This window comes from Acinetobacter sp. 228, from assembly GCF_048147885.1.
Map to the genome: position 1 here is coordinate 1 of NZ_JAYWYV010000129.1, position 1,791 is coordinate 1,791.

Annotated in this window: 3 protein-coding genes; all 3 read left to right on the forward strand. The window is 39.1% G+C overall.

All coding sequences use genetic code 11. The features are described 5' to 3' along the window. Window positions 1-144 precede the first annotated feature (144 nt). Window positions 145-303, forward strand: a complete 159-nt coding sequence (locus VXQ92_RS16600) for a hypothetical protein (RefSeq protein WP_416682563.1) — start codon at window positions 145-147, stop codon at window positions 301-303. Continuing rightward, complete coding sequence (locus tag VXQ92_RS16605; protein ID WP_416682564.1) at window positions 303-1,130, forward strand: hypothetical protein; 828 nt, start codon at window positions 303-305, stop codon at window positions 1,128-1,130. Before VXQ92_RS16600 ends, VXQ92_RS16605 begins: the two co-directional genes overlap by 1 nt. Then, window positions 1,130-1,791, forward strand: a 662-nt coding sequence (locus tag VXQ92_RS16610) for a DnaB-like helicase N-terminal domain-containing protein (protein WP_416682565.1), incomplete at its 3' end; no start/stop codon positions are given. The genes VXQ92_RS16605 and VXQ92_RS16610, both read left to right, overlap by 1 nt.

Genomic DNA, 1,791 nt, shown 5'->3' on the forward strand with positions numbered 1-1,791 from the left:
TGGCGCGCCTTTCTATGAATCGTGCATCAGAAATTAATGATTTCCAACACACGGCTATAGCGCCACGTTTGGAAGAGTTCGGATATTAAAAAACCGCTTCCTGCGCGAACAGGTTAGCGGTCACGTTCAAACAAGGTGGACCAAATGAACTATTCAATATTAGCAGGCATTGAACTAAATCGGAAGATTAGTTTGTTTCAAAAAGCGGTTGAGGCTTATGTGCTTAATCGAACTCTCGAAAACTCTATGGCATTGGCTAAAGCGAAAGCTGATTTAGCTGCATTTGTATTGAGAGGTGTTTGATGGGTGCATTGAAGCAGGCTGAAATTATTCCAATTTCAAAAGGTAGGGACAAGATGACAGACAAGTTCGAAAAGGGCTATGTGATGTCTAGTCGTCTTTATCGTAGTGATGTGCGTCCATTTCTTAGTGATGCAGCACGTAATGTGTATGCTGAACTGGAAGACCGCATCAATGGTTTTAAAGACAAAACTACTGATTTTGTAAGTTACTCTCAATTGCAGGGCGGCAAGCTTGAAGGTTCTAAAAAACTAAGCACTACTACAGTTCGTAAAGGCCTAAAAGAATTAACCGATTTAGGCGTTGTAACTGTTGTTAGTTCTGATTCAAGAAAGGGTAATGAATACAGAATTAATGAGGTGTCATTAGTCGAGCACTTTAAAAACTGCAATACCACTTTAGAAAGTAAAGCACTACAGAAAGTAAAGCGCGAGCACTATACTAACGAAAGCGCCAGCACTTTAGAAACTAAAGACACAATAGAATTATATAAAAATATTTATAGAGAGGAGAGCACACAAGAAAATCCAGTTGATGAAGTTCTGAATATCTGGAAACCAGATTTACAACAATTGAATTCTTGGATGCAAAGATCAGGTTTACCAAAAATCAATCAAGCTCAAGTTGAAGAATTACTTCTTGAAATCAACCCACACTACGAAAACAAAATCATCACTGGTGCAGTAACAAGCACTCAGATGTATTCAAATTTCGTGAAGTGGGTAAAACGTGATTTCAAACTTGTTGAAAAACTTTTCAAACAAGCAGAACAAAACAACACTCAAGCAATCAATCCTGAAAATCTCGAAACAGAAATGGGGGATTGGTAATGTCGAATATTCATAACATCCCTATGGAACAAGCAGTTCTTACAGCATTGATGACTGTAGACAAATCATTTGATGTTGTAAGTAACGATCTTGATGTTGAGTGCTTCTTTCCAGAGCGCCATAAGCAAATCTTCCAGGCTATTGCTGACCTTGCTAACGAAAACAAACCTTATGACTTCGTTATGGTTGAGCAGCAGCTTAAACAAAAAAACGTAATTCATTTGATGGGTGGTTCTGAATACCTGCTTCAAATGAGCAGTGAAGCGCCTTCAAGCTTTTACAACCTGGAGTCTTATGTTGCAGAACTAAACAAGTTCAAGGCACACCGTGAAGTTGAGCATATCGGGCAAAGCATTGCAGAGATTGCTAAAGACTTAACAATCCCTGATGTTCACATTGCAGCAGAAAGCATTCTGGATGGGAAGAAAACGTCAAACGATGTTGAGAAGACTAGCTTCACATTTGAAGTGGCTTTGAATCGTGCTACAGATCGTTTAATCCAAAAGGCTGAGGCTAAAGCTAACAAGCAGTACACAGGCGTAAAGTTTAACTTAACTCACCTGGATAACCTTGTTGGATTAATTCAAAAAGGACACTTCTGCATCGTGGGTGGTCGTCCTGGTTCAGGTAAATCAACTCTAGCTCAAATGTTAGTTATTCA

Excerpts from the sequence above, each read along its gene's own strand:
- VXQ92_RS16605 (WP_416682564.1), top strand. The coding sequence starts at position 303 with ATGGGTGCATTGAAGCAGGCTGAAATTATTCCAATTTCAAAAGGTAGG.
- VXQ92_RS16600 (WP_416682563.1), top strand. The coding sequence starts at position 145 with ATGAACTATTCAATATTAGCAGGCATTGAACTAAATCGGAAGATTAGT.